Origin of the sequence: Floridaenema flaviceps BLCC-F50 (genome assembly GCF_041929275.2) — a bacterium.
GTDB classification, from domain to species: Bacteria; Cyanobacteriota; Cyanobacteriia; order Cyanobacteriales; family Aerosakkonemataceae; genus Floridanema; species Floridanema flaviceps.
This window is the reverse complement of the sequence record NZ_JBHFNR020000001.1, coordinates 1,733,880-1,757,101: the sequence shown is the minus strand read 5'-3', so window position 1 is coordinate 1,757,101 and position 23,222 is coordinate 1,733,880. Positions and strand designations below refer to the sequence as shown.

Annotated in this window: 20 protein-coding genes; 9 read left to right on the top strand and 11 right to left on the bottom strand. The window is 39.8% G+C overall.

Annotation, left to right across the window (positions count from 1 at the left end; translation table 11 throughout):
- Nucleotides 1-21: 21 nt before the first annotated feature.
- Nucleotides 22-2,340, bottom strand: a complete 2,319-nt coding sequence (locus tag ACE1CI_RS08365; protein WP_413262999.1) for a hypothetical protein — start codon at nt 2,338-2,340, stop codon at nt 22-24.
- Between the two features lie 422 nt (nt 2,341-2,762).
- A complete protein-coding gene (gene cpcD/petH / locus ACE1CI_RS08360; protein ID WP_413266640.1) occupies nt 2,763-3,974 on the bottom strand; it encodes a bifunctional rod-capping linker CpcD/ferredoxin--NADP reductase PetH in 1,212 nt (403 codons plus the stop codon).
- A 550-nt stretch (nt 3,975-4,524) separates the two neighbouring features.
- On the opposite strand from cpcD/petH, the gene ACE1CI_RS08355 reads away from it, so the two are divergent.
- The 3 genes from ACE1CI_RS08355 (at nt 4,525) to ACE1CI_RS08345 (ending at nt 6,506) form a co-directional block, all read left to right on the top strand.
- Nucleotides 4,525-5,535 carry a phosphoribulokinase gene (locus ACE1CI_RS08355; RefSeq protein WP_413266641.1) on the top strand — a complete coding sequence of 337 codons (1,011 nt, stop codon included), beginning with the start codon at nt 4,525-4,527 and terminating at the stop codon, nt 5,533-5,535.
- Between the two features lie 423 nt (nt 5,536-5,958).
- Entirely contained in the window at nt 5,959-6,354 is a 396-nt protein-coding gene (locus ACE1CI_RS08350; RefSeq protein WP_496615338.1) for a hypothetical protein, read from the top strand.
- Nucleotides 6,354-6,506 carry a hypothetical protein gene (locus tag ACE1CI_RS08345; protein WP_413266643.1) on the top strand — a complete coding sequence of 51 codons (153 nt, stop codon included), beginning with the start codon at nt 6,354-6,356 and terminating at the stop codon, nt 6,504-6,506. Before ACE1CI_RS08350 ends, ACE1CI_RS08345 begins: the two co-directional genes overlap by 1 nt.
- On the opposite strand, the gene ACE1CI_RS08340 is transcribed toward ACE1CI_RS08345, so the two are convergent.
- The 4 genes from ACE1CI_RS08340 to ACE1CI_RS08325 form a co-directional block, all read right to left on the bottom strand.
- Nucleotides 6,499-6,729 (bottom strand): hypothetical protein, encoded by a 231-nt coding sequence (locus ACE1CI_RS08340; protein ID WP_413266644.1) that lies wholly within the window; start codon nt 6,727-6,729, stop codon nt 6,499-6,501. The two genes, ACE1CI_RS08345 and ACE1CI_RS08340, sit on opposite strands and share 8 nt — an antisense overlap.
- Before the next feature lie 200 nt (nt 6,730-6,929).
- Nucleotides 6,930-8,294 carry a hypothetical protein gene (locus tag ACE1CI_RS08335; protein WP_413266645.1) on the bottom strand — a complete coding sequence of 455 codons (1,365 nt, stop codon included), beginning with the start codon at nt 8,292-8,294 and terminating at the stop codon, nt 6,930-6,932.
- Nucleotides 8,295-8,347: 53 nt separating this feature from the next.
- Entirely contained in the window at nt 8,348-8,707 is a 360-nt protein-coding gene (locus tag ACE1CI_RS08330; protein WP_413266646.1) for a type II toxin-antitoxin system PemK/MazF family toxin, read from the bottom strand.
- On the bottom strand, nt 8,694-8,930 hold the full coding sequence (locus tag ACE1CI_RS08325; RefSeq protein WP_413266647.1) for a hypothetical protein: 237 nt from the start codon (nt 8,928-8,930) through the stop codon (nt 8,694-8,696). Before ACE1CI_RS08325 ends, ACE1CI_RS08330 begins: the two co-directional genes overlap by 14 nt.
- 138 nt (nt 8,931-9,068) lie before the next feature.
- On the opposite strand from ACE1CI_RS08325, the gene ACE1CI_RS08320 reads away from it, so the two are divergent.
- Entirely contained in the window at nt 9,069-11,717 is a 2,649-nt protein-coding gene (locus ACE1CI_RS08320) for a dynamin family protein (protein WP_413266648.1), read from the top strand.
- A 278-nt stretch (nt 11,718-11,995) separates the two neighbouring features.
- Here ACE1CI_RS08320 and ACE1CI_RS08315 read toward each other — a convergent pair whose 3' ends face one another.
- The gene (locus tag ACE1CI_RS08315; protein ID WP_413266649.1) at nt 11,996-12,181 is read right to left on the bottom strand and encodes a hypothetical protein; all 186 of its coding nucleotides are present in this window, start codon (nt 12,179-12,181) and stop codon (nt 11,996-11,998) included.
- Nucleotides 12,178-12,522, bottom strand: a complete 345-nt coding sequence (locus ACE1CI_RS08310; RefSeq protein WP_413266650.1) for a hypothetical protein — start codon at nt 12,520-12,522, stop codon at nt 12,178-12,180. Before ACE1CI_RS08310 ends, ACE1CI_RS08315 begins: the two co-directional genes overlap by 4 nt.
- Before the next feature lie 128 nt (nt 12,523-12,650).
- Here ACE1CI_RS08310 and ACE1CI_RS08305 point away from each other — a divergent pair, with 128 nt between their 5' ends.
- The gene (locus ACE1CI_RS08305) at nt 12,651-13,226 is read left to right on the top strand and encodes a Uma2 family endonuclease (RefSeq protein WP_413266651.1); all 576 of its coding nucleotides are present in this window, start codon (nt 12,651-12,653) and stop codon (nt 13,224-13,226) included.
- Between the two features lie 44 nt (nt 13,227-13,270).
- On the opposite strand, the gene ACE1CI_RS08300 is transcribed toward ACE1CI_RS08305, so the two are convergent.
- The 3 genes from ACE1CI_RS08300 to ACE1CI_RS08290 form a co-directional block, all read right to left on the bottom strand.
- Nucleotides 13,271-14,053, bottom strand: a complete 783-nt coding sequence (locus ACE1CI_RS08300) for a DUF4058 family protein (protein WP_413266652.1) — start codon at nt 14,051-14,053, stop codon at nt 13,271-13,273.
- A 44-nt stretch (nt 14,054-14,097) separates the two neighbouring features.
- Nucleotides 14,098-14,727, bottom strand: a complete 630-nt coding sequence (locus ACE1CI_RS08295; protein ID WP_413266653.1) for a 4Fe-4S single cluster domain-containing protein — start codon at nt 14,725-14,727, stop codon at nt 14,098-14,100.
- A gap of 382 nt (nt 14,728-15,109) precedes the next feature.
- Complete coding sequence (locus ACE1CI_RS08290) at nt 15,110-18,562, bottom strand: ATP-binding protein (protein ID WP_413261151.1); 3,453 nt, start codon at nt 18,560-18,562, stop codon at nt 15,110-15,112.
- 356 nt (nt 18,563-18,918) lie between these two features.
- On the opposite strand from ACE1CI_RS08290, the gene ACE1CI_RS08285 reads away from it, so the two are divergent.
- The 4 genes from ACE1CI_RS08285 to ACE1CI_RS08270 all read left to right on the top strand — a co-directional run bounded on the left by ACE1CI_RS08285 (nt 18,919) and on the right by ACE1CI_RS08270 (nt 23,221).
- The gene (locus ACE1CI_RS08285; RefSeq protein ID WP_413261150.1) at nt 18,919-19,884 is read left to right on the top strand and encodes a circadian clock protein KaiA; all 966 of its coding nucleotides are present in this window, start codon (nt 18,919-18,921) and stop codon (nt 19,882-19,884) included.
- 58 nt (nt 19,885-19,942) lie between these two features.
- Nucleotides 19,943-20,260, top strand: coding sequence for a circadian clock protein KaiB (kaiB, locus tag ACE1CI_RS08280; protein ID WP_073594531.1), 318 nt, complete (start codon nt 19,943-19,945; stop codon nt 20,258-20,260).
- A 106-nt stretch (nt 20,261-20,366) separates the two neighbouring features.
- The gene (gene kaiC / locus ACE1CI_RS08275) at nt 20,367-21,929 is read left to right on the top strand and encodes a circadian clock protein KaiC (RefSeq protein WP_413261149.1); all 1,563 of its coding nucleotides are present in this window, start codon (nt 20,367-20,369) and stop codon (nt 21,927-21,929) included.
- A 104-nt stretch (nt 21,930-22,033) separates the two neighbouring features.
- Complete coding sequence (locus tag ACE1CI_RS08270; RefSeq protein WP_413261148.1) at nt 22,034-23,221, top strand: AAA family ATPase; 1,188 nt, start codon at nt 22,034-22,036, stop codon at nt 23,219-23,221.
- Nucleotide 23,222: the final 1 nt, after the last annotated feature.

Genomic DNA, 23,222 nt, shown 5'->3' with positions numbered 1-23,222 from the left:
AGCACCTCTGTATTTATTTAACTAAAGGTTGGGAAAAGGTCGATCGATAAAAGCCTGACACAATAGAGATAACAAAGAGCCTGACTTTTCTGCTATTTCGGGAAAAGGATAATCATTAGGCCAAGATTTCCCTAATTTTATCCGCACTCTTGCTGCTTCATAAGGCAGATTTTTATTTTCTAAATCTTGAGCAATACTAGTAAGTAAACGTTGATATTCTTCCGGGTTATTTTCTTGTAATTTAAACGCCAAATCAACCGCTTCCCAAGAACGGTGCATCGCTCTTAGCAACAAACAACGCAGCGAAATATTATTACTGGGAATTTGCTCTAATTCCCTGGGCAAATTAGCCGAATGATTGCTCAATTCAGCAATAGCTTCTTGTTCCCATCGGGAAAGTTCTTCACCCGCAACTCCAGCTAAGTTTAGAACTAAGTAAGTGTCAAAAAAAGGCTTGCCTTTTGCACAGATTGCCAGTAATTCCTGTTTTTTATTTTCCGCATTATTGCGAATTTCATTAATATCAATATCACTGGCGATTTCGGCTATCCAAGTAGCAGCAGATTGAGCATCAATCATTCGGCAACATTCAAAATATTGATTACCAATTCGTTCTAATTCTTGGCTAGTTGCAACTATTAATAAACGCGATCGAGGGCGAGTAAGTAGGGTGTACCATTGTAAACTTTCTTGCAATGAAGGTTTACCAGTACCAGCGAAGATCCCAAAAGCTACACAAGCTTCAAATTCTCGCCCTTTTGCTTGTGCAGCGGGGAAAATTTCCAGGTTATTAAACTTGGGAAAAATGCGATCGCAACAAAGCACCTTCACCCGATTAGCTGACAACCGCAAAAAATACCTTTCTCTCCCCTCCTCTTGCGCCGAAGAATTCAATAAATGTAAAAACTCTAAAGCTTGTTCTTGGGAAGGAAAGCTCACTAAACTAACTGATTCCCCCACCTCAAAAGCATTCTTAGGATCGGAAGTTTCGGGAATTTCTTGATGTCGATTGCGAAATGGCTCGGCAAACTTCAAAAATTGATTAGCAAACTCTAAAATGGGTCGAGAATTTCGGTAGTTGTACAAAAGTTTAACCGACTCACCCAGTTTTAAATGACCCCAAATATATAAATCTGTCGGTTTAATCTTTTGATTTAAATCTCCCAAAAACCAGAGATAAGTCGGATATCCCTGTTTTTCCCAAGCTTCCCGTACAGCTATTAAAGCTTGCAATTCAGTTAACAGAAAATCTTGCGCTTCATCTACAATCAAAATTGTCGCTTTATCAGTAAAAGGTGCTAAAGGTGGTTGTTGTTTAAGCTGACTAGCAGCATCCAAGCGACAAAGGCTATTACCTAATTTTTCTTTCCACTTGTTTGGTTTTATCCTCTGCTCAAGCTCTTTAATACGTTCTTGGTTGGCTTTATAGATTGGACTGCGATTTTTCTGTATATTTTCCTGATTTAAAATGAAAGCTTGATACAATAAAACATCATCTGAATACGCTCTGATTTCTTCGGGACTAATAGGCTTTGAATTGGAAATATGAGGCTTGTCTAATCTCCATAAAACCTCCAATTCTTGCTCTGGTGTAGCGAGACGAGAATAGAGTTCAGGATCTACCTTTGCCAAAAAATCGCGAAAAGTTCCCAGCCAAAAACCTTCTGGATTTAGCTCTAATGTATGCTTAACTTCTGAGAATTCTGCTATATCTTGACGCAGAGCTTCTGGCACAATTAACATGGTGTTCCATCCATATTCATTGTGCATTTCACAAGCTTTTAAAGCAGCGCAAACTGTTTTACCTGTTCCCGGCGCACTTTGAACAATCCATGCTTTATTATTTGTCGAATGAGGCGTTAATCCAGAGAGTACTTCTTGCTGGTGAGGTGTTAGTAAAGGCGAGTAGCGATAGCCGCCGCCATAGACAAATTTGTACCAAGTATCTTCGGCTTCTTGTTTCCAATCAGAATCAGAAATATTGGTTAGTGGAACTTGATAAGTAGGATTATTTTTTAGGGGAGTTCCATCAGGATTCAGAAGTTGTTCAACTGTTAAAGCATCGTCGCAATTGGGATTGTCAAATAAATTATCATAAATATCTTTCCGCAACCCCGCCTTAATCACTAAAATATTATCTGCATCGACTCGTTCCCAGATAACGCGCACATCTCCCAAACGAGTTCGCCGCCAATGGGAAAATCCCTGCAAGCTGATAGTATTTTCGTAGTTGTCTTTTTTTGGATGGAAGCGGCTAATGATTTTACAGACTTTTCGGAAATCCTCAGATGAGAGTTTTTGAATTTCCCGAAACGCCGCCCGAATAATTTTGACTGGCATATACAGAAGAGTTGCATTTCTATATCAGTTCCCTAGCAGAAAAATTAAGTACGTATTTAGCAACAAAAATTCACAAAATTCCCCAAAAAAAGAGAGTTGTAGGGTGCGTCAGATCGTAGATTTGATACTAAATCCGGGTGAAAAACCCCTTTTTCTGGGGAAGGGGGAAGGGGGCAGGGGCAAGGGTTTTTGCTCCGGATGTGGTATTACCTTTAAAGCCAATATCCTGCTTCCCCTTCTTCCCCTTCCCCTTTCCCCCTTCCCCCTTCCCCTCAAAAATAACGGGGGTAACTAACCCGGATTTGGTATGACTGGGAGAATCGGGATTGTAGCCTAGCCACGCACCCTACAAAGTCCTGTAGCTAAAAAAATAGGGTAGGCAACGCCCACCCCAAAAAATGCTGAGAGTAAAAAACTAAAAATTAGTAGGTTTCTACGTGCCAGCGGTGTTCTTTCTTCAATTGCTTCTGGTAATCGGTCCAATTTACATCGAACTTACCAGCTGCACCAGACATACCTTCGTCGATACCGCCTTCCATACCTTTCAATCCACAAATGTAGGTATGGGTGTTGGGTTTTTGCACCAAATTCCAAAGTTCATCAGCGTTTTCCGCAATCCGGTCTTGGATGTACATTTTGCCACCTTTGGCGTTCTTTTGTTCGCGGCTGATGGCGTAGGTGAGACGGAAGTTATCTGGGAACTCCTGTTGTAATTTTTCCAACTCTTCCTTGTACAGGATGTTGGGAGTATAAGCACAACCAAAGAACAGCCAAGCTAGACCCTCGAATTTGTAATCTTCGTGCTGTTCCTTAAACATCCGCCACAGGAAAGCACGGAAAGGAGCAATACCTGTACCAGTAGCCATCATGATTACATTGGCTTTTGGGTCTTCAGGTAAGAGCATTTCTTTACCTACTGGCCCTGTAATTTTCACCTCATCACCCACATTTAGTTGAGTGAGGTAGGTAGAGCAAACACCGAAAACTTGTTCTCCGGTTTCTGGGTGCTTGTAAACTAGTTGGCGCACGCAGAGGGAGACAGTCTTATCATCTAAGTCATCGCCGTGACGAGTAGATGCGATCGAATATAGTCTAAGTTTGTGAGGTTTGCCGTCTTTATCAGTTCCCGCTGGGATAATACCGATACTTTGGCCTTCGAGATAGCGCAAATCGCCTCCTGAGAGGTCGAACTTCAGGTGACGGACTGTTCCTTCTCCACCCTCACGGACTAACTCTTCATTGGACAGACATTTGCCCATAAAAGGAGCATTGGGACGGTAAATATTAACCGGAATGTCCTTTTTCTCTTTTTCCTTCGCTTGAGTCATTGGCTTGGTTTCTTTCTTCTCTTGCTGGAGTCCATTGGTTGTCTCCGGCGCGGAAGTTCCATTCCCTTGGTCAAGAGCGCTTAAAGGTCGGATGCTAACAATTTGACCCCCCAGGCGTGTGATCCGCCGCATTTCTTCATTCATGCGGTTATAGGGCACAGTGATAAACACGCTGCCACTGCGACGAATCGGGTAGTTGTTTTGGTCAGTTGTTTCGTTCTGCCGTAAACCTACCACTTCGTAAACAAAGACGCGGTTACCAGATTGTGTGTTGGCAGCACCACCAGCTGCGCTTGGATTGTACATTGCTTCGATCTCTCCGAACTGAAAATAAATTTGCTGCTGCTGCAATGTGCCCCTTCGCACCACATGACAGTTCTAGCCCCCCATTTTTTCGTTGTTGAACTAGATCTGAGAAATTGCAGTAATTTATAGTTTAAGGCTATGACCACAGTTCTAAAACCAAAGGCATGGAAAAATCCGGCTCCAGATTCTCCTTCACCCTACAAGGTAAGTTTGTTAAAGAATGTTACTAGCGAAGCAGTTTCACAATTTTTTTAGAAAAAATGCACAACAACCCTTAGCATAAATACTGAGCTAGATGATTCCACTTTGTTTATGCCTTGTAGAGGTAATCCCACTCTGGTAAGATATTCCAGTAATAGTAGTATTAAATACTTACTTGAAGGCTTGAGTCTTCCCTTGGGGGCAGATGCCAGACTGCTTCTGTTGGATTGGTAATAGCTGCTTTTTTTTTAGGTAGCGCTTCCAGTCAACCGGGATGACTCATAGGCTGTCATTTTAGCTCGAAGTTTTGACCCAGTTAGTAAAGAATCTTAATCGAAAGAGGGAAGCTATGACCAAAAAGCCGGATCGCGTGGTGCTAATTGGTGTCGCCGGGGACTCCGGGTGTGGAAAGTCTACATTTTTGCGCCGTATCACTGATTTGTTTGGCACAGAGTTTGTCACGGTAATCTGTCTGGATGATTATCATTGTCTGGATAGAAAGCAGCGCAAGGAAACGGGGATTACTGCACTCGATCCGAGAGCCAATAATTTCGATCTGATGTATGAGCAGATCAAGGCGCTCAAGAATGGCGAAACAATCAATAAGCCGATTTACAATCACGAAACCGGCATGATTGATCCGCCTGAGTTAGTTGAGCCAAATCATGTTGTGGTGATTGAGGGGCTGCATCCTTTGTATGATGAACGGGTGCGATCGCTCATCGACTTCAGTGTATACCTCGACATTAGCGAAGAAGTCAAGATTGCTTGGAAGATTCAGCGCGATATGTCGGAACGGGGTCACACTTATGAGGATGTACTAGCTGCAATCAATTCTCGTCGCCCTGATTTTAGCGCTTACATCGAACCTCAAAGAGAGTTCGCTGATGTTGTGATTCAGGTATTACCCACCACATTGATTAAGGACGACAAGGAAGGTAAAATCCTGCGGGTGCGTCTGATTCAGAAAGTTGGTGTAGAAGGTTTTGAGCCTGCTTACCTATTTGATGAAGGTTCGACTATTGATTGGATTCCCTGTGGCAATAAGCTGACTTGTTCCTATCCTGGAATTAAAATGCACTATGGGCCTGATGCTTATTATGGTCATGAGGCAGAAATTCTGGAAGTTGATGGACAATTCGAGAATTTGGAACAGGTAATCTATATCGAAAACCATTTGAGTAAGACTTCCGCCAAGTATCACGGTGAGTTAACCCACCTGTTGTTACAACACAAGGAATATCCTGGTTCTAATAATGGAACTGGTTTGTTCCAAGTCTTGACAGGTTTGAAGATGCGTGCTACTTACGAACGGTTAACTGCTCAAGAAGCAAAAATTGCTGCGACTGCTAATCGGTAAGATGTAGAACTAGTTACAGGTTTTGGGGGGGCAGAAGTGTCCCCATTTTTTTTTGATAGCAATTAAAGGTGCATTACCTGAAAACCTTGTAGAGACGTTATATATAACGTCTCTACAAGGTTTTTTGGAGATGTCTAATCGTAATCCCAAATCACTTGAAGCCAGAGTATGAGAGCGCCACTGCCTTATGCTCGTGTCCCCCTGTTGCATACTTTCCCAGGTCATTCTGTATGTTATGTAACAAATTATTTAATTAGCAGCAATTATGCAATTAATCTTGCTACTGTATAAGAGTACACAGAAACGCGGGAGGGAGTTGTGAGTCAAAGAGTCACCATAGCAGTTCCAGAGTCACTGTTTACCCGACTTCAACCCGTTAAGCAACGCTTCAATATTTCCGCTGTATGCCAGGAGGCATTAGAGATGGCTATTACAATCGAAGAACTGAAAGTCCAAGCCGCCGAAGACGAAAATTTAGTCCAACGCCTTCAAACAGAAAAGAAAGTTCTCCTCAACAAAGTTCGTCAAGAAGGATTTGAATTAGGGATTCGTTCCAGTGCTAAGTTGTCCTACAAAGATTTCCGCCATTTTGAACGAGTTCAGTCTCTCGCGACTGCCCTCGATGAAGATGTGCTCGACTATCTATTTTCTTACCTGGATTTGAAAGACTGTCCCGAACAAGCACGCCATTTGGATGCGGATTTTGCTTACTTACTAGAAGTAGATCCCCCTTGCCGGATTACCTTTGCACAAGGATGGATTGATGGAGTGTTATCTGTTTGGCAAACGATTAAAACTCAAGTAGAAAACCCACAATAGTGACATTTCCTGAATTTAGGCTTTGTCTATTAGCGATGCGCTTAATTGCACACTACGCGATCGCTTTTTTGACTATTCACGCCAATGAAGAGGAATGGACAAAGCCAAAAGCTCATTCAGGTTTAGTTTTGATTAATTCTGCAATTATCTAATGGCTGTAGCCATGTAGAAAACGCCATTGACTCGAAAGCACAATTCAATGTCAGAAAGTTGGAGGATGGAGCGCAGTTCCCACAACTTAGTTGCATCTTCAAGAGTTTGACACTGCACCATTAAACATCCCGGATGAAAGCCGATGGAGAGCGAGTGAGCAGCTACTCCAGACTGTTGAATCCAGGATAAGAGGGAGTAGTCGGCAGCAGTTAAGTCAAACATAAGTGAGTTCTGGGTCAGGGGAAAAGATGGTCTACAGTTATTAACTCATTAAATTTGTTACAAAACTGTATGTTTTGTTACTTTATGCAAATATAAGCATAAAAAGATGAAAGAATCTAAACTGAACCCGATCGATCGAACGAGTCAGGGGTGTTGGCAAAGCACCCTGGAGAATCTATTGGATTAGTGGTTGGTTATGCCTATATTTGTGCTGGTGTTTGTTCTCTGTGTTTGAAGTACCAATAGAGGTTTGCGATCGCTAAATTTGAGGCTTGTTGTAAGTTGGGTTGGGTGAGGGTTTTGTGTTGCGCGATCGCACTTTGCTCACTCACATATAATTCATATTGTCCCCGTAATTCTGGCTGCATCATCAATCTCATTTGGTCTAATAATGATTCAGGATGAGATTTTTGTTTTAGGCTTTCATAGAGTTGGATTTCTGGTGGAATTTCTAAAGCGGTTGTGGTTGAGTTGGTGGCGGAAATTTGGGCGATTTCTGAAGGGTTAAATTCGGCACTTTCCAGCAGTTTTAGTTCTGATTCTGGTAAGGTGCGTAGCCAATCAATATGATTTTGCCAAGATTCTAATACCGCTAAGTCGTGATCGTGAATGCGGGTGATTTCTGGAAAGAGAAAATCTAATTCTTCTTCGGTTTCGCAGCTATCAATAACTTTTCGGGTATCTTGACGGATTTTAGTTTGGAGTTGGGAAAGGCGATCGCTAACTGCTGCTGGTTCATTTTGTAATTGGTAAGATAAGACTATGGTTTGATCGATCGCCCAAGCACATTCATATCTACGCAATTGCCCAGCCGCACAAGTTTCTGATATTAATTGCTGATTGTCGTAAATTGATAATGCTTCAGTTAACATCAGCCTTGCATTGGCTATGTCATTATTTCTACTACTTAAGTTTTGCATTGACATAGCATCTGTCATTAGCTTAGTTGCTGCTAAAAATCGCCCATAAGCTTTAATAAATTCTAGGCGGCGTTGTTGAAATATGATATTTTCAGCAACTTCGTCAATTCTTTGGATTATTTCGTTACCTTGGTCTTTCAATGCTTTTTTCAAGTCGATGAAGCCGTCTTTGACTTCAAGCCTTAACTGTTTTACATCTTCTCTCAGCTTCATTGTTTGCCACAAATTTACTGCTGATAATACAACTCCAGCCGCTACACCAACACCGATCACAGCTGTAGTTGCTTGTAAAACTCCTACACTAGCTTGAAGAGATTGTATACCAGCTTTCACAATATCAATTTCTGCATAAGTCTTTTGAAATCCCCTATGAACTTGAAACATTTGCAATCCACTTAATAAGGGTGACACAGGATTGCCATTTATAACATTACCAATAATATCTTTACCCGCTCCGTTAATGATATTAATAAATGGAGAACGGTCATCAATTACAATAGCCTGAATTGCATTACCTGCAAACCTACCTGTTAATTTATCTCTGACTGTACCAATTAATTGACCTGTAGCATTATTACGTACAACCTCATAAACACCAGCGTCTATCAGAGCTTGAATCTCAGGAGTAAAAACAAACTGTAGCATATTACCTCATTCGGATTTTACAAAATAAAACTATTGAGAATTAGTTGATTAACTTAAAACTCTTGAAGTAGTCTTTCCAGTGCAGAAATTACTTGTATTACCAAATCGTCGGGTGTTTTGCAAATAAATTCAGCCCTGCGAGTTTGCCAATCAAAAGACTTAACTTGATCCGCTAATATTACTCCTGAAACAGCCAATCCTTCTGGAATTGCCACTTCATACCTATATCCTTTGACTTTGGTAGTAATCGGACAGAATAAAGCCAATCTAACCTTACGATTGTATATGTTTGATGAGATGACGATAGCTGGACGGCGACCCGCTTGTTCGCGCCCAGATTGAGGGTCAAAATCTATCCAAACAATGTCTCCCTTTTGGGGAATATAGGAATCAGAGCTATTAGATGAATTCACGATCGACTGCCTCTTCAAGACCTATTTCACCATGCAGTTGATCGGGAGTTATCGAGTCAAGCATTTCTTTAAGTTCTTGAGCTTGTCTAGCGACAGAAGGTAGCCGCCCAGCGATGATTCTAATGGCGATCGTTTCCTTAGACTCTTCGCTCATCTCTGCGACACGCTCCAACTGTTCATAAAGCGATTCCGATATTTCCAATATCAGCTTACGGGTGTTCATCTTTCACCTGCCTTAATTATTCCCCTGATTTTGAGGGTAACTCACATTGTCAAGAAAAATAACCGTATTTACCCTATGTTTATTTTCGGCTGAGACTGGGAATAATAGTTACGGGAAATCTATTTGATTGTAAAGTTTATGGATACTAAACTGGTTGATTCTCAGGCTGTTGACTTGTTATCTAACATTACTGGACAGAAGCTCTGTCAAGAAGATGTGACTCCTTCCGTAATTTTTCTCGCTGCTTTAGTAACATTACTGCTAGGTGTAATATATGCTGATAGCCAGGTGACAGAAGAGGAAAAGCAAAGGTTACAAAAAACTCTCAATAAATTTATTCCTGCTCAAGGTGGCGTGCGTGAACTAACCAAATTGATGGTTAAGGGAGTGAAGGAAAATTTAGATTATACTAAGTCTACTCACTTATTAAAGTTAACAAATTCTTTTTCTAAATCCCAAAAGCTTTTGTTACTCAGTTTTGGCTATGAAATGTCAGCCGCAGATGGGGCAATTGATGCGCGAGAAAAGCGTTATTTAGAAGTAATTGCTGATTGGTTAGGCGTTAAAACTGCTCATTTGGCAGTATTAGAAGCTGGTTTTAGTCGTCAAGAAAATGTGAATGCAGCAACGTTGTCAGAAGTTAAATCTTTACTTGATCCGGCTCAGTTTCATGAGTTAGACACTATTTTTGTTAACGCTGCTAATGATATTCTAGAATCGCTATCTCCCGGATCTGAAAATCAAAAGCCTCAACAGCAGCAAGTTTTTTTTGAAACTAATACTAATGAACAAGCGGCTGTTTCTGAGCCATCTCAAACTCCAGAAACTCAACAAAATCGAGCTAATTATTCTCATAAATTAGCAGAGTTTAATCAGTATAAGCGGCAATTAGATAATCTTTGCGCTCAATTATACAATGTAATTCGGGATTGTTGCGATCGCAATCTATTACCCCCAACTCTAACCACAGAAATAGTAAAAATCTCTAAAAAACTTCAAGCTCAACGTTTTCGATTAGCAGTTGTCGGAGAATTTAGCCAAGGTAAGTCAACCTTATTAAATGCTTTATTGCAAGAAGAAATTCAACCTGTCAGAGCAATTCCTTGTAGCGGTACAATTACTGTTTTAAAATATGGAACGCAAAAGCGCGTTGTTTGTCGTTATAAAGATGGACGAGAAGAAGAGATTGCGTTGGAAGAATACAAAGCTAAAGCATCTATTCCTAAAGAAGAAGCAAGAGATCATCGTAGTGAACAGTTAGGACAAAGTGATATTGCAGAGATAATTTTTGAACATCCAGATTTAGAATTATGTAGAAATGGGGTAGAAATTCTCGACTCCCCCGGATTAAATGAACATCCTTACCGCACTGCTATTACTCAACAACTTCTTAAAGATACAGATGCCGCTATTTTCCTCACAAGTGCTATGCACCTGCTTCCACAAAAGGAACAAGAATTAATTCAAGATGTCAAAACTCAATTGAATGGCGGTAAGGAAAATGAACCTGCTGAAAATCTTTTTATTATTGTGAATTTCATGGATTTACTAGATGAGGAACAAGATCGGCAAGATGTAATTCAAAAGTTGAAAAGTTTCGTTAAACAGAAGAATTTGCTAACCTCGGATGAAAATAGAATTCACTACATTTCTGCTAAGGCTGCTCTGAAGGCGATTTTGTACCAAACAAACAATGAATATTTAGAAACATTCCAAAATTTTACACAGTCTGTTGAAACATTTCTTACAACTGAGCGAGGCTGGATAGAGATTAGTCAGGCTATTAAAAAAGCCTCCGAATTGATTGAATCAAGTTTAAATGGATTACACCAGGCTGAACAAATTATCAATGGTAGTATCAATCTTTCTGAAGTAGAAAAGCAGAAAGTTTGGGAACAGATTGGCGAAGCCAGTGGACGAGATGTGAAAATTCAGAATTTAGCAACCAAGCTGAAGAAAGAAGCACTTGAAAAAGCTACTGCTTCTTGGGATACCTGGATGAAAAGCTTACCTGAACGGATGGCAGAAAAAAGTAAAAAATGGAATGATGGTGGGCATAGTCATATCTGGAGCCAGGACAAACTAATTCAAAATTACGTCGATCAGTTCATTCGAGAAATACAAAAAGGAATCAATGAATGGGGTAATAATGAACTGCAAGATTCTATCCTCAGACCTATACTATCAAAACTTAGGAGAACAATTATCAACGAACTAGAGTCACTTCAAGATAATTTAAAATTACTAACCACTCAAATGAATGATGAATTGAGCCTGAATGTAGGCATGATAAAGATTAAAGGAATAGATGGCAATTTTTCTGGAGCTGGTGGTTTTCTAGGTGGTTTTGGTTTGGGCAGTTTAGGCACTATGGGGTTAATGTTTCTAAGCCCATTGACTATTATTCCCGCAATCTTAGTAGGAGTTGGAGCAGGATTAATCGGTGCTTTTGGTTTCGGACTTTTGGATGTAGACGGTATTCACAACCAAATTAAACAAAAAGTTTGTGAGATAGGATTACAGAAATTTAAAGACTCACAGACTGAAATTACTGAACAGCTAGAGAAAGTTATCTTGTCTGCGTTTAGTAGCGAAATGCAATTTGCTGATACCGCTATTAAACATCTCATATCGTCTTACGAAAATCTTCTAGAACAGCAAGAAAAAGCCCACAAAGAAACTGTAGAACAACGCGAAGTTGAAAAAGCTTTCATCGCCCAAAAACGCCAAGAACTTGAGCAAGTGCAAAAAGAAATTGCAGCACTGTTAACTCAAACTACTGCTTAAATAATGAGGGAAAAGAGCGATCGTCAAATCTTGCACCACTGCCAAAATCCGCCTGGGACTCAAGTCCCGGGCTAATAGCGAAACTCCTCTGAAGAGGACTACAATATTTGAAATTAAAAGCTTTCAGTCCACTTTAGTGGACTTGAGCTATTAGCCTGCGAATTGATTCGCAGGCTAATAGCTCAAGCGACAGGTGCAAGATCTGAGGATCGCAGTTCTACAATTAGCAAAGGAAAAATTATTTAAGAGAAAAGTCAAATCTTGTAATTTCAATTGACTTACTTCAGTTTTTGCTTTGCTTTCTCTATCCGCTGTAACTTTTGCTCACGAATCTGTTTTTCTAATCCCGCAATAACTTCCTCTAGTTGTAAACCAAACTCTTCCAATTCCAAGCGAGTTTGGCGCAAAGAACTAAGGAGACGTGCCCGTGTTTCTGGATCGGGAATTCGCGGTTGATTAGTCATGGCAGGTTCCATTCAAGTTTCACCTCTTGGATACTACGCTCCCAAGCAGGAATCCTCTGTTGGGTTTGGGCAATTCCCTGCGCTAGTAACTCTAATATATCAGCAGAGGCATTGGGTTGAGCTTCTCCAATCCGAAGTTGTAGCGCCGAGAGTTGAGAAAACCGGGATGTTGCTTGTTCTGCTACACTTTTCATCTCATCTAAGAATGGGAGAGTTTCATCTGTCTCTCCAAAACTTTCAAAGATAACAAACTCTGTTGCTGTAGCTTCATCAAGAATATCTATTAATTGTCGTTTCAGGTTTAATACTGTTTCCGTTGTTTCTCTAGGTAACTTTGCCATAATTGAATTGTTAAACTTTATTAGCCATTTTCCTTTGCGCTACATCACAACTAATTGTCTAATATGGTAACTTTACCATATCAACGAGTGTTGCAAGCTATGAAATTTAGTGATGTATTCGAGGCAATATGATACTCACCCGCCTAAAATTAAACCTAAATACAGTTGATTTAACAGATGAACAATTCTATCAACTTTGCCAAAATAACCGCGAGTTGAATTTTGAACGTAATGCAAAAGGAGAATTAATTATTATGCCTCCCGTTGGCGGAGAAAGTGGTAATCGAGAAGCTGATTTAATTATTGATTTAGGAAATTGGAATCGGCAAACTCGACTCGGTTACACTTTCAGTTCTTCTACTGTTTTTAAGTTACCAAATGGTAGCGATCGATCTCCTGATGCTGCTTGGATTAGGCGCGAACGTTGGGAAGCTTTGACACCAGAACAAAGGCGGAAGTTTCCCCCCATTGCACCAGATTTTGTAATTGAATTAAGGTCAGAAACAGATGATTTGTCAATGTTGCAAGAGAAAATGCGAGAATATTTGGATGCAGGAGTAAGATTGGGTTGGTTGATTAATCCCCAACAGCAACAAGTGGAAATTTATCGTTTAGGACAAGCGGTAGAATTGCGAAATTTACCAACTGAATTGTTAGGAGAAGATGTATTACCGGGATTTAGTTTGAGTTTAGATGTGTATTAAAAGTTGCTTTACTTCCTTTTTGTAACGCTTTTTGTTATGGCGAACTATCTTAATCTTTGCTGCTGTAATGTCTCATTCACCCAAGCCATATCCGGTTCCGACAAAGCGGGAATTGGGGGGCGGCTGTAATCAATTCTTAAGTCATAGCTCCCCTGATCGTAAATCTCATCTAGCAATGATTTTAAAGCGATCGCTGGTTCCGGTTCACCAGCCCTTAATGGCACTGTAAATTCAGGAATTTTAGCTGGCAAATTAAACCCATAAAGTTGAGCTTTCGGACGGATTTCTCCAGAACTGACCACAATTCGATAGTGACTTTGCCCAAAATTTCCGACCATTGGCATCGAATTTCCCTGACGCAATAAATCGATTTCCACGAAATTAGTTGCGCTACCCAAAATCTTTAACCGCTTTGTTTCGTATTGCAACCGCCCGATTTCTATGTGTTTATTTTTTGGGGAAAGCACCTCAATGATGGTAACAACTTCCTCGGTTTCCACAGCCCGAATTTCTAAGTATGCTTCTGTCACAATCTCTGGTAAAGGTAGCAAAACCTCGACTGACTCTGTTGTGGAGGCAACAGCGAGATTGGATTCAGTTGATTGTGTTAAAGACAGCGAACTTTGTACGGAGACATCGGGTACACCCACCAGCAGAGCCATATCTCCACTCACTTCGTATACCCGCTCCTCGATCGCTACAATGTACTTTGGGCGAAGCTTGGGGGCGAGGTCATTGGCGATCGCTGTAATTAACCGATGATGAATTCCTGCCCAGAGGGAAGGATGTTCCAAATAAGGATTCATACCGGGAAATGGAGAAGGCATCAGCAAAACTCCTAGCGCACAAGACTTAAGACTCAACCCACCTTTCACGCTTCATCCAACTGCAACTGACCATAATAACCAGTTACAATTCGACTTCCATCTTTCAAAATGTGAATTTCAATTTGGTCACTCGCCCAAGAAATTTTGTCTTTTAAAGCTGGATTAAAAACGTGAACTCTTTGATTACTAGAAGCTACCGGACAATCAGGAGAATGCACAGCCAAATGTTGCATATAAGGGCCATCAATTAGTATATCTAATTGTTCCAGCAATTCATGAGCACCAGCGGGGGCATATTCCGATCGCAATTGTTCTAAAGTAAAACCAGTAAACGACATTACATTTAACCCTTCCGCCCGTACCTTTTGCGCTACACTTGCTAAAGCCGAAGCTTGCCAAAAAGGTTCCCCACCAGAAAAAGTTACGCCAGTATTTTTGGGATTACTCAAAATTCGGTGAACTAAACTATCAATAGAAACTAAATCATTAATTTCAAAAGACCAAGAAGCCGGATTAAAACAACCCGGACATTCTCGCAAACATCCCTGTACCCAAATTACCGCACGACAGCCAGGGCCATTAACTTCTGATTCATCCACATAGCCCATAATATTTACATATCCTGGGGGAATTTCCAGAAGTTCCATGTATCGGTTAGCTTTTTGTTCCTTCATCACTGCTGCTCCTTATACTCGGAAGCTTGAGAAACTTCCTCTGTGTTAGATAGTGCCATTGAATTCTAAAATTTGGGGGAGTTTGTGATGAACTGAAACAATTTCGCCCAAAATTTAAAGAAGAATTAAGTTTGAAAATAAGTAGGTCTAAATAAATAAAGTGATAATAGTTAGATGAGGATGGGGCGGGCAGGATGCCCACCCCACAAGAGTTACAGCTTTCTTGTGGGGTGGGCATCCTGCCCGCCCCTGTTTTCACGGTTAAAACCGCAACTACACAAAACTTAGTCCACCTACGCGGACTATTTAGAAATAACGAATTTTGAAACCTGCGGAGGCAGGTTTTGTTTGTATAGGCGCGGTTTTAACCGCTAGGGCGAGTTTATGAGAAATCGATCGATCGCGTTTGCTGATAACTTTTTACTAATTTATTGACACATAGTTGAGGATTAGAACCAGAAGAATTCGCTTGCAATAATGCACGCCTAATTTGATTCAACAAATCCTCCATTGAAATTGAACTAGGCAAAATACTAGTTGCCACATCACCCAAAGTAGAAGCCCAAAAATCTAACTGGTAAGTTGCTGTTTCCCCAGACGAAATAGTTAAATTATGGTTATTATCTATCTTCTCATTCGTAGATTTTCCACCTTGTCTAACTAACACTAATGTTGGTGGTCTTTGGGCTACTTGGCGTAAATCAGAAAGGGCTTTTACCAAAGCTGAATTTGGTGTACTTTTACCCAAATCAATTAATAGTAAATCAACGCTACAATGTTGCGCCTGTTGTAAAACTTCTGCCCAAGATTGACCAGTAACAACTCTCAAACCAGCCGTTTGTAAATATTGAATTAAAGCTTGTAACCATTCTGTCCGTTTTTTACAATTTACCTCTGGCGATTCATTTGTAAAACTTCTACCTAAATCTGGCATCGTAGAAATATCAACCACCAAAATGGTTAATTTGCAGCCAATACCCGCAGCAACTTGAATTGCTTGTAGCAAAATATTCGCTTCTGGCAACGCACCATTAACGCCCAAACAAGGATATACTTGTAAACTCGTATTTTCCTGCTTATGACTTACTTGTAAAGCTGCTTGAGTAGTCGTTTCATCCATAGTTATTAAAGGTAGACTAGCTAAAGCTTGGTATTCAATTAATTGTTCCAAATAACTTTGCGGTTCGACAATTTTACCTTCTAATAAAACTACATGAGGTTGCCAAATTCTCGCTAACAACTCTGCTTGCACTAAATCATCAGCTTCTAACACTCGATAATTATGTTGATGTAACAAGTTACTCAAATCAGGATCGGAGTTTGGTGCAGAATTAGGACTGCGAATTCGTGAATCCAAATTTTTCTCACCCGCATTTAAGCGCAGAATAGTCAAACTAGTATTTGTTGACTGTTGCTGGGAAATTTTGGCTGGGTGAATGATTTTTTCTAAACTTTGTTTTAGGCTATCTTGTTGGATTGGTAAAGACAAAAAGCCATCTGCACGTTTGCCATAAGCATAGTCTTTTTCGCCTCTGCTAGCAGTCACAACTACGGGGATATGTTGCGTTTGGGGAGATGCTTTTAATAAAGTTAAAACATCCCAACCAGAAAGCAAAGGTAACAAGGGATTTAAGAAAATAGCATAAGGTTGTAGTCTACGGGCTTTTTCTAAAGCTTCAGTTCCCGATCGCGCAATTACCACCCGATACCCTAAACTAGAAAGTTGTTTGCTTAAATCTTCAATTAATCTCGGAATTGATTCGACAACTAAAACTAAGCGAGATGAAATATTCGTAACTGCTAAATTAGTTGTAGTATTAATACCAGTTGCATTAAAAGAGAACTTTTCGCCTTTTCCTTCCGGTTCTACTTCCCATTGACTATTGGGAGGACTAGGAGGTAAAAGTAAAGTAAATTCACTACCGCTTCCTGGTTTAGAAGTAAAGCTAACATCTCCACCATGTAACCGCGCTAAACGTTGGGTTAAAACTAATCCTAATCCTGTTCCTTCAAACTGGCGAGTTAAGGGATTTTCTAATTGTTGAAATTTCTGAAAAATTAAGTGTTGTTTATCTTCAGGAATGCCAATACCTGTATCCCAAACCGTAAAAGCAATCCAACCTTCCCAGTAACTTACTCTTAAGCCAATTTCCCCTGTAACTTCGGTAAACTTTAAGGCGTTAGATAACAAGTGAACTAGCATTTGTCGCAGACGCATTTCATCTGCAACCAAGCTATCTAATTTCGATTCAATTGTTAATATAAACCTGGTTTCTGGTTCGGTAGAATTTATATCATCGGGATCGGCACTTTTTCTGCTTAAATGAATTTGGCGAGATTGCTGATAAGCCCGATCGCAAACCGCATGAATATCCACTGGTGCTAACATTAACTCTAGCTGTCCCGTTTCCATCCGCGTTAAGTCTAAAATATCATTAACTATAATCATTAAATGACGACCGCTTTGATGAATTAATCTGGTATAACGGGCTTGGCGATCGTTCAATTCTCCTAACACTTGATCCTTCAACAAACTCGATAAACCTAAAATTGCCGTCAACGGTGTTTTTAGTTCATGACTAATACAAGCTAAAAACTCATCTTTCAAACGGTTTAATTGCATTAAATCCGCATTTTTAGCCGCCAACTCCTTAGCTACTTGGTGCGACTCAGTAACATCCTGCGCCAACACCAACCATAAATCATCTCCTGATAAATTCTTCGATGATGCTGAGGCTGTATTATCTCCAATTTCCTCCAAGATATTTCGCGAAATTAAATTAGCTAACCGAAACTCATTGGCTTGGGAAAAATCCATTGATAAATTTGTTTCTTTCACCGACAAATCGGAATTATATAAAACATTTCCTAAAGGTATTTTCACAAACTGCCAAACTCTTTCTGTCCCATTTTGCATCGGACAAACACAAGTACAGCTATCAGGATTATTCCCTAACTGACACAACTTAGGTAAAGAAACAGGTGTGGCAAATCTTTCTTCTTCATTCTCTTTACAATTACTGGGTTTCTCAGTGTAATAATGAACTGCGTGTTGAAATTTACCCTGTTCTTCTGATGGGAGAAACTCTAATAATTCGGCAATTTCTTTTCGCAGCCAATCAGCATCTTGTAGGCAATCAAAATATTGTCGCCAAGCAAAATTTTGTTTCACTGATTGACCATTACCAGTTTGCAACATCAAAGGCAAAGGTAGCCTTTCTAAAAGTTGAATTAGAGAATTCAGCGTTGCTTCTTCATCAGGTAAATTTTTCTGATTTGTTAATGCTACTCTAGTTAAATTAAGTGATTCCTCATTTAATTGCAGCCCTGATGAATCAGTAGCCATATATTCTAACAAACGTTGAATATCCAGCATTCCCAAAAATTTACCAGCCAAATTAACTAAACCCAAATCTTGAGTTTTGCCTAACCGGGGAATTTCATTTCGGAGATAGGGCCAAAATTCCCGCAAACTAAATTCAGCAGGTAAAGTAGCCAATGGGGTGATGACAGTTGAATCCAATTGTGATAATGGCTGGAGTAAACTTGATTTACTTCCTGCCCCCTGAGAACGAGTGGAAACAGCTTTTTCCTGATTTTCCAGTTTTTCAGTAGTTGTTGAGGAACTAGGTGAGGATTTTTTTCCCTTTTTTTCGCGCAGATAAGGCAGTAAACTATACAAATGCAATACTCCTAAAGGAGTATCTTGTTCAGTTACTACCACAATGCGATCGCACTTGTTCTGCTGGAAAATATCCAGTATCTTTCCCAAAGCAGTCCTCTGGGTGCAAGTGGGAACAAACGCGATAAATTCTTTGACATCTGGGCTTGGCATAGCGTAAGCTTTCTCGCTGACCGGGTAAAACAGCTGGAATTGCCTCCCTCACTCAATTTCTGTGGTTAGTTTCTCTCTTATGGCTACAGTGAGGGTAGGCGGTGCCTCTAGTTTAGAGTGGAAGCAAAACTGTAGCAGGGTTAAAGTGAATCCGTATAGTTAAGCACGTTTTAATCGAGCCTATATCAATTATGACCCCAGCGTTAAAATTACTTATGTCTGGGCAATTACAATTAATGACAATTCAACAAATGTTAGCTTATTGTTAAAGATTGTGTTGAATTATTCACACAAGTGCCAACCTGAAACCAGGTCGGCATTATACAACAATTCCACCTTTATAGCGCAAAACAAGAGTGCGATTGTCACTTACTATCTGTACATTACTCGATTCTGAGACTCTAGCCCGATCGCTTCAGCATTATTTAAGCGACGAACGTTACGTGCTGACACAATATCGATCGTTAGAGGAGTTTTTACAATTTGTTGAACAGGAAAAGCAAATCTTAGACTGCCTGATTCTAGAGGATAGCCCCGATTTAATCTCATTGGTTAATCAGCTATACACACAAGGAACACTGCTCCCATTAGTCATCTTAAAGCCAGATTCCCTAGCCATAGAGATTAATTCGCTTGCCCAGCCAGCACCAGAATTACCCGATAATCAGAGAAGCGATGAAAACCGAGAAACTGCAATAGCCGACGCACCAAAAAGCCCAGCCAAAGAGCTAACATCAGGAGAAGGGAGCTTATTTTATTACGCTGCTGCTATATATGTCTACCATAACCAAATTAGCCATATAAACCATTATATTGACGAGGCGATCGCCAACTTCCTCAAGCTCTCCTCAGTAGCCCCCTGGTGTAACACCAACTCCGACACTGATACCATTCCAGAGGAAGAAAACGTTCTGCTTCAGCAGCAGCGCCGACTAGCTGAGAAACTGAAGGAACGACTAGGATACTTAGGTGTGTATTACAAGCGAAACCCCCAAAACTTTTTCCGCAACCTTCCTTCAGCAGAAAGACAAGAGTTCATCGAAAACCTGAAAGCTGCATATCGGCAAATCGTTTTAGAATACTTTGTCGGCAATAGCAATCTCAATCAAAAAATTGATGAATTCGTAAATGTAGCTTTCTTTGCAGATATTTCAGTTACTTATATCGTAGAGATTCACATGGAGTTAATGGATGAAATTTCTAAACAACTAAAACTGGAAGGGCGCGGCGATGAGATTCTCTTAGATTACCGCCTCACCTTAATTGATGTCATCGCTCATCTTTGTGAAATGTATCGACGCTCGTTACCAAAAGACTCTTGAAAACAAAGTTGTTTAAGTTTAGTCTATACCTCGTATCATTTTAAACAAAACTTGATTTATGAATCCGCTCAAAAAAACCTACGTTCTCAAACTTTATGTTGCCGGAAATACCCCTAACTCTGTCAGGGCTTTAAAAACACTAAAGAACATTCTTGAAGAAGAATTCCAAGGTGTCTACGCCCTGAAAGTTATTGATGTCTTAAAAAATCCTCAATTAGCAGAAGAAGATAAAATTTTAGCTACTCCTACCCTTGCTAAAATCCTGCCTCCACCAGTACGGAAAATTATTGGCGACCTTTCCGATCGAGAAAAAGTATTAATAGGCTTAGACTTGCTTTACGAAGAACTGCGAGAAGAAGAACAATTAGAACTATAGAGTATATTCTTTCATGTCTATAGCAACTCCATAGACCGTTTTATGGTAAGCTATAATCCCGCCCTTGGTTTATAGTAAATAAATTTTATCTCTTACGAGCCAAACAATGAGTAAAAGTAGTCAAAATAAACAACCGAATCGAGTGAAAATAGGAGTCGAAAAAATTCGTACCCTCATCGAGGGATTTGATGACATCAGTCATGGAGGTTTACCAGTCGGTAGAACTACTTTAGTCAGCGGTACATCTGGAACTGGGAAAACCTTACTCGCTATACAATTTCTCTATCATGGCATCATTAATTTCGATGAAGCTGGCGTATTTGTCACCTTTGAAGAATCCCCAACAGATATTATTAAAAACGCCTCCAGTTTTGGTTGGGATTTACAACACTTGATCGACGAAGGAAAATTATTTATTTTAGATGCTTCTCCCGATCCAGAAGGGCAAGATGTAGTCGGTAGTTTTGACCTTTCCGCCTTAATTGAAAGACTACAATATGCCATTCGTAAATATAAAGCCAGAAGAGTTTCTATTGATTCCGTAACCGCCGTATTTCAACAATATGATGCCGCCTCAGTAGTGCGCCGAGAAATCTTTCGCCTAGTCGCCAGATTAAAACAAGTTGGTGTTACTACAATTATGACCACAGAACGCGAACAAGAATATGGCCCTGTAGCGCGTTTTGGAGTAGAAGAATTCGTTTCCGATAACGTAGTAATTGTTCGCAACGTCCTAGAAGGAGAACGCCGTCGCCGCACAATTGAAATCCTAAAATTGCGCGGTACCACTCACATGAAAGGCGAATATCCCTTCACAATTACCGGAGAAGGAATTAACATATTCCCATTAGGAGCAATGCGCCTTACCCAACGTTCATCTAATGCCAGAGTGTCTTCCGGCGTGAAAACATTAGACGAAATGTGTGGAGGAGGCTTCTTCAAAGATTCAATTATTCTAGCAACAGGAGCCACAGGTACAGGTAAAACCCTCCTAGTTAGTAAATTTTTACAAGACGCTTGTATGCGTGGCGAAAGAGCAATTCTTTTCGCTTATGAAGAATCTCGCGCCCAACTTTCCCGCAACGCCTATTCTTGGGGAATTGATTTTGAAGACTTAGAACAAAAAGGTTTATTAAAAATCATTTGTGCTTACCCAGAATCAGCCGGATTAGAAGACCATTTACAAATTATCAAATTAGAAATAGCTCAATTTAAACCTTCGAGAATTGCCATTGATTCCTTATCAGCTTTAGCCAGAGGTGTTAGTAACAACGCCTTTCGTCAATTCGTAATTGGTGTAACTGGATTTGCCAAACAAGAAGAAATCACAGGCTTTTTCACCAACACCACCGATCAATTTATGGGATCACATTCCATTACAGATTCCCATATTTCCACCATTACAGACACCATTTTAATGCTGCAATATGTAGAAATTCGCGGCGAAATGTCCCGTGCGATCAACGTCTTTAAAATGCGCGGTTCCTGGCATGACAAAGGAATTCGTGAATATACAATTAGTGAAAAAGGCCCTGAAATTAAAGATACTTTCCGCAACTTTGAAAGAATTATTAGTGGTTCACCTTCTCGGATTAGTGTTGATGAAAAAAGCGAACTTTCTCGTATTCTCAAAGGAGTACAAGGGAAAACACCCGATACAACTGAATAATATCACTGTCGGGAAGGAGTTTTCCCTGGATTTGGGAAAACTCAACTGTAGTTGATATTTTGATTCCCAATCCTCAATCTCCATTCTCTATCACCATAAATATTATGATCAAAGAAATTGGGATAGAAAATTACAAATCAATTCAAGAGTTAAAACTTGAATTGGGAAGAGTCACCGTTTTAATAGGTGAAAATGGCTGTGGGAAAACTAATATTTTAGAAGCTATAGCTTTAAGTGCAGCCGCCGCAGCTGATAAGCTGGATAATGAGTTTTTAGCTTCTAGGGGGATTAGAGTTACAGATTCGCAATTTATGCGATCGGCTTTTAACACCGATAATTTAAACAAAGAAATTAAAATAAATTTGCTATTTCACCCAGATAAAATCATTACCTATAATTTACAGCATGATGGTAAACCATACTCTAAGTGGGTTTTAGTTAATTCAGACCAATTAGACAATGACTTATCGAGAAAAATTCAAGCAATAGTTGATTTAATTTATAAAGATCCACTAAATTTTTCCCATCAATCTAGAGAAGAAATTTATCAAGGTGTAAAAGCCACATTTTTGCCACAAAAAAATGTTAAAACCTCTTTCTTGGAACAAAACGACGAATATAGTAACTTACTAAAAAGATTTTTAATTTTTTCTCCCGAAAACTCAAGCTTACGCATTTTTAACGAAGAAGGTCAAATTCAACCTTTAGGTATCAAGGGAGAAGGATTATTCAAACTATTAACGGTTTTGAGTTTAGAAGAAAATAAAGATAAGCTGCAAGAAATAAAAGAAAAAATGCAGCTAATAGATTGGTTTGAAGATTTGGCAATTACCCATAAATTATTTCCAGGTGAAAGAGTAATTCAAATCAAAGATAAATATTTAGCACCTGAACTAGATTATTTTACTCAGAATAGTTCTAATGAAGGCTTTCTCTTTCTCCTGTTTTACTTCTGTCTTTTTATCAGCGATGATACACCTAAGTTCTTTGCTGTAGATAACATTGATGTTTCGCTGAACCCTAGATTAGCTCGTAGATTGGTTAAAGAATTAGTAGAATTAGCTAAAAGGTACGATCGACAAGTCATCTTCACAACCCATAACCCAGCAATTTTAGATGGATTAAATTTAGATGATGATGAACAAAGACTTTTTGTGATTTACCGCAATAAATTAGGTCATACTAAAGCCAGAAGAATTTTATCGCCAAAACCTTTAGAAGGACAAGAACCTGTAAGATTATCAGAAGCATTTTTGCGGGGTTATATCGGGGGATTGCCTAAGAATTTTTAGT

Bases quoted from the DNA above. Each gene is read 5' to 3' on its own strand.
- ACE1CI_RS08325 (WP_413266647.1), bottom strand. From the start codon at position 8,930: ATGAACACCCGTAAGCTGATATTGGAAATATCGGAATCGCTTTATGAA.
- ACE1CI_RS08300 (WP_413266652.1), bottom strand. From the start codon at position 14,053: ATGCCTTCTCCATTTCCCGGTATGAATCCTTATTTGGAACATCCTTCC.
- ACE1CI_RS08310 (WP_413266650.1), bottom strand. From the start codon at position 12,522: ATGGCAAAGTTACCTAGAGAAACAACGGAAACAGTATTAAACCTGAAA.
- ACE1CI_RS08350 (WP_496615338.1), top strand. From the start codon at position 5,959: ATGGCTATTACAATCGAAGAACTGAAAGTCCAAGCCGCCGAAGACGAA.
- kaiC (WP_413261149.1), top strand. From the start codon at position 20,367: ATGAGTAAAAGTAGTCAAAATAAACAACCGAATCGAGTGAAAATAGGA.
- kaiB (WP_073594531.1), top strand. From the start codon at position 19,943: ATGAATCCGCTCAAAAAAACCTACGTTCTCAAACTTTATGTTGCCGGA.
- ACE1CI_RS08340 (WP_413266644.1), bottom strand. From the start codon at position 6,729: ATGTTTGACTTAACTGCTGCCGACTACTCCCTCTTATCCTGGATTCAA.
- ACE1CI_RS08295 (WP_413266653.1), bottom strand. From the start codon at position 14,727: ATGAAGGAACAAAAAGCTAACCGATACATGGAACTTCTGGAAATTCCC.
- ACE1CI_RS08365 (WP_413262999.1), bottom strand. From the start codon at position 2,340: ATGCCAGTCAAAATTATTCGGGCGGCGTTTCGGGAAATTCAAAAACTC.
- ACE1CI_RS08320 (WP_413266648.1), top strand. From the start codon at position 9,069: ATGGATACTAAACTGGTTGATTCTCAGGCTGTTGACTTGTTATCTAAC.
- ACE1CI_RS08335 (WP_413266645.1), bottom strand. From the start codon at position 8,294: ATGCTACAGTTTGTTTTTACTCCTGAGATTCAAGCTCTGATAGACGCT.
- ACE1CI_RS08355 (WP_413266641.1), top strand. From the start codon at position 4,525: ATGACCAAAAAGCCGGATCGCGTGGTGCTAATTGGTGTCGCCGGGGAC.
- cpcD/petH (WP_413266640.1), bottom strand. From the start codon at position 3,974: ATGTACAATCCAAGCGCAGCTGGTGGTGCTGCCAACACACAATCTGGT.
- ACE1CI_RS08305 (WP_413266651.1), top strand. From the start codon at position 12,651: ATGATACTCACCCGCCTAAAATTAAACCTAAATACAGTTGATTTAACA.
- ACE1CI_RS08270 (WP_413261148.1), top strand. From the start codon at position 22,034: ATGATCAAAGAAATTGGGATAGAAAATTACAAATCAATTCAAGAGTTA.
- ACE1CI_RS08290 (WP_413261151.1), bottom strand. From the start codon at position 18,562: ATGCCAAGCCCAGATGTCAAAGAATTTATCGCGTTTGTTCCCACTTGC.
- ACE1CI_RS08315 (WP_413266649.1), bottom strand. From the start codon at position 12,181: ATGACTAATCAACCGCGAATTCCCGATCCAGAAACACGGGCACGTCTC.